The organism is Flavobacterium zhairuonense, from assembly GCF_004352915.1.
In the GTDB taxonomy this organism is placed as follows: Bacteria; Bacteroidota; Bacteroidia; order Flavobacteriales; family Flavobacteriaceae; genus Flavobacterium; species Flavobacterium zhairuonense.
Genome location: NZ_SJSY01000047.1, coordinates 1 through 4,084, shown reverse-complemented (window position 1 = coordinate 4,084; position 4,084 = coordinate 1). Strand labels below are relative to the sequence as shown.

The following is a 4,084-nucleotide window of genomic DNA, read 5'->3' as shown; positions in this document are numbered from 1 at the left end:
TTTTAGACTCGCTGTTCCGTTTTTATAGCTATCTGTAGCTCTTGCCAAAGTAGAAGTTGTTGCAATACCTACTGTAGAACCAGAAGTCGTTGGAACTTGCGTAAATCTACCGGCAGAAGCTTCAAAAGTTTCTAAAGTAGTGGTTGTTTTTGTACCAACGCAGATTGTCATTGTATAAGTATTGCTTCCGCAAGCATTTGAAGCAACCAAAGTAATCGTTTTTGTCCCTGTTGTGGTAAAACTAACAGTCGGATTTGTAGCTGTGCTTGTTGCAGGAGATCCGTTAGGGAAAGTCCAAGCGTAGGTCATTGCTCCAGTTGAAGTATTGGTTAATGCCATACTCTCTCCTACTGCCAATTCTGTCAAAGGAGCAGTAAAACCAACTACAACAGTCGCAGCAGGATTTACGTTAACCAATCCTGTTACTGTTTTAGTGTCGGAACCTATACTATTTGTTGCTGTTAAGCTTGCATCATAAGTTCCTGATGCATTATATGTAATTACTGGATTTGCAGCTGTACTTGTACTCGGCGTTCCTCCTGAGAATGACCAGCTGTAAGAAGTTGCATTTGTGGAAGTACTTGTATAAGTTACTGTTTGTCCTTCACAAACTGCGGCAGTTGTTGGTGTGAAATTAGCTACTGGAGCTACATTTTCTGGCAAACAATCAACAAAAGTGAATTTGAAAGCATCTGCAATCACAACTCCTGTTGTACCTGTTGTACGAATCACCACTTTTCCAGTAGAGCCTGCACTGAAATTGTATCTTCCTAATGAAACCCAAGTCGCATTATTGATTTGTTGGTTTACTGTAACGGTAGTTGTTCCGTTTTCATCTATGATATCTACGGGAACATTTGTTGGACGATTTGTACCTGCTGTGAAGTTGATGAATACTTCATATTTCCCTCTTTGAGCAATTGACGGAGTAAAAGTCGCCGATTTAGTTCCTTTTCCGGTATCGCCATCATGAATATAATTTGTACCGATATATCCTGCTGTTGCAGAAGTAGATGTCCAAGTTCCAACCAAAGTTGCTGCTAAATTGTCTACTGTGATTGAGGTTGTTCCCGGCAAAGTACAGCCAGCACTTTTTGGAGTAAAACTTACTGGAGCAGAATATTTCGAAGTTCCTGTTGCTGCACTGTAACTTCTAATAGTGTAATAGTAAACAGTTCCCCCTATTGGCGATTCTGAAACCCCTGCGTTTGTACCATTCCAAGAATACGTTTTTACCGTATTTACAACATCGTTTACAACTACAGTACTATTTGGCGTAGTTGCCGATGTAAATCCGTCTGTATCATTCCATCCCGAATTCGATTTAGAAACCTGAATGCGGTAATCTGCTCCTGAAACTGTAGAATCCCAAGCAAAGTTTACCGGAGTGTTCACATAAATCTGTCCAGATGTAGGTGCTGTAGGAACAGGAATATTGGCTGTAAAACAATTATTTGTCGCGCAATAACTTAGATATTCTTGCTCGACAACATTGTAAACTGCTGTTTTGATATTATCCCATAGTGAAGAAGGACTCGCATAAGCATTGGTCGTAATTGCGACAGAAACATTTAGTGATGGAATAAAATACATAAAAGAATTATATCCTAGGATTGTTCCTGTATGACCGTGATATTTTACATTGTTTGAAGAAGTATAAAGTCGCGTTCCTAAACCATATGCAGAATTAAGCGCAGAAGGCGAAATCATTGCATTTATAGAACCTTGTGTCAAATAATTTCCTCCAAAAACTGCTTTACAGTATTTTGCTAAATCGCCAGGATTTGCTACAATGGCTCCCGCCCCTTTTACCGATGTTGGTGAATAATTGTAAGCTCTTGTTCCTTCGGCTAAATTTGGAATTTTGTTGGTCGTTGTACTTGTAAAATCCATAAAAGTATTAGATAATTCAAGTGGTGAAGCAATCCATTCCTGAATCGCTACATCTAATGTTTTTCCTAATTTTTTTTCGATTAACATGCCAAGCAAATAAAAACCTCCATTAGAATATTCATAAGAACTACCTGGAGTAAATGACGCTCCCATATTATTAATGTAACCCACTATTTCGGCATCTGTAAAAATTTTGTCAGGAACAGCAGCATTTATAAAATCCGAGCTTCCGTTTAAATAGTCACCTACGCCAGCAGTATGTTGCAATAATTGTTTAATCGTAATTGTGCTTCCATTCGGTAAGCCGGGAATTACTAAGTGTTGCGATAATTTATCATTTATATTAAAATAACCCGCTTCTTGCAATCGCATAATTAATGTTGCCGTAAAGTTTTTGGTTGCACTTGCGATCCTATATTGGGTATTTGGCAAAATTGGCGATTGCGTGTACACATTTCCGATACCTGCGGAGGCATAAACCATTCCTAAATTTGGAGTAGATACTGCCACGGAAACTCCTGAAAGCCCACTTCCTGTCCATGAGTTTGCAACAGCAGTTTGCAATTTTTGCTGAAATGTTTGTGCCTTTACAAGCATTATACTGCATAACAATAATAAAGTGTAGTGTTTTTTCATAGCATAACATTTTCAATGATTTTTTTAAAAACTAAACTATAAAGCAAACCAATAGTAAAAAACTACCCAAACATTGTAAGTAACGTCTGGGTAGTTTAAAAGATTATTTATTTAAAATAATTTTCTTGGTTGATGTTTTGCCATCGGTTATGACTTGAAGGAGGTAAATTCCTTGATCAAAATTATTCAGATCAAGCTGTTTTTCATTTCCTTCAAAAGTAGTGTTCAACAATTGCTGACCTAAAATATTATACATATAAACATCCGATTTTGTGTTGTTTTCCAAACTCAAATTCAAGATTCCGTTTGTTGGATTTGGATATACCACTAAACCTTCAGTAATTTTTACTTCTTCAACGTCAGCAACATCCAGCATTTTTCTAGTTCCAGAACATCCCGAAATATAATTGTGCTGAATATCATCAATCCAAACTGTCATTGTATTGGCAGTATTGTTTTGTTTGATGACAATGGCGTCTAAAGTTACAGATGCACCGCTAACAATTCCGTTTCCAGTTGTGATAGTTGTTCCAACTGCAGTTGGCAAGAACCATTCGTAGTAATTCCAAGCTCCATTGTTGATGATTGCAATTGGAGGCAATTCTTCAAGCCCGTCAGCATCATCAATCCAAGCCGTCACTACTGCTCCAGCATTTGCTGTACTTGTTTTCAGCCAGAAACCAAAAGTTCCTTGGTTGCCAACAAAAGCCTGATTATTTGCAGGAGTTCCTCCGCCAGAAAGCAAACGAACCAGCCAGTTTGTAGTTACCGAAGTATTATCATTCAAAACCGCTTTTAGACTCGCTGTTCCGTTTTTATAGCTATCTGTAGCTCTTGCCAAAGTAGAAGTTGTTGCAATTCCAACCGTCGAACCAGAAGTAGTTGGAACTTGTGTAAATCTTCCAGCTGAAGCTTCAAAAGTTTCTAATGTAGTTGTCGTACTTGTACCCACACAAATTGTCATTGTGTATGTGTTGCTTCCGCAAGCGTTTGAAGCTACCAAAGTAATCGTTTTTGTGCCCGCAGTTGTAAAACTTACTGATGGATTTGCCGCTGTACTTGTTGCAGGAGATCCATTAGGGAAAGTCCAAGCATAAGTAGTAGCTCCTGTAGAAGTATTTGTCAGAGTCATGCTCTCTCCTACTGCTAATTCAGTTAAAGGAGCAGTAAAACCAGCTACAACAGCTGCCGCAGGGTTTACAGTCACCAATCCTGTTACTGTTTTAGTATCAGAACCTACTGAATTTGTTACTGTTAAGCTTGCATCATAAGTTCCTGAAGTGCTATAAGTAACTACTGGATTTGCGGCTGTACTTGTACTTGGCGTTCCTCCTGGGAATGACCAGCTGTAAGAAGTTGCGTTTGTAGAAGTACTGGTATATGTCACTGTTTGTCCTTCGCAAACTGCAGCCGTTGTCGGCGTAAAATTAGCTACTGGAGCTACATTCTCCGGCAAACAATCCACAAAAGTGAATTTAAAAGCATCGGCAATAACAACTCCTGTTGTGCCCGTTGTACGAATCACGACTTTTCCAGTAGAGCCTGCACTGAAATC

2 protein-coding genes are annotated in these 4,084 nt (G+C 38.8%); both read right to left on the bottom strand.

Annotation, left to right across the window (positions count from 1 at the left end; all coding sequences use genetic code 11):
- The coding region (locus tag EYY60_RS00110; protein WP_132987401.1) for a serine hydrolase at window positions 1-2,529 on the bottom strand (2,529 nt) is incomplete at its 3' end.
- Window positions 2,530-2,632: 103 nt separating this feature from the next.
- On the bottom strand, window positions 2,633-4,084 hold a 1,452-nt coding region (locus tag EYY60_RS00105; protein WP_132987400.1), incomplete at its 5' end, for a T9SS type A sorting domain-containing protein.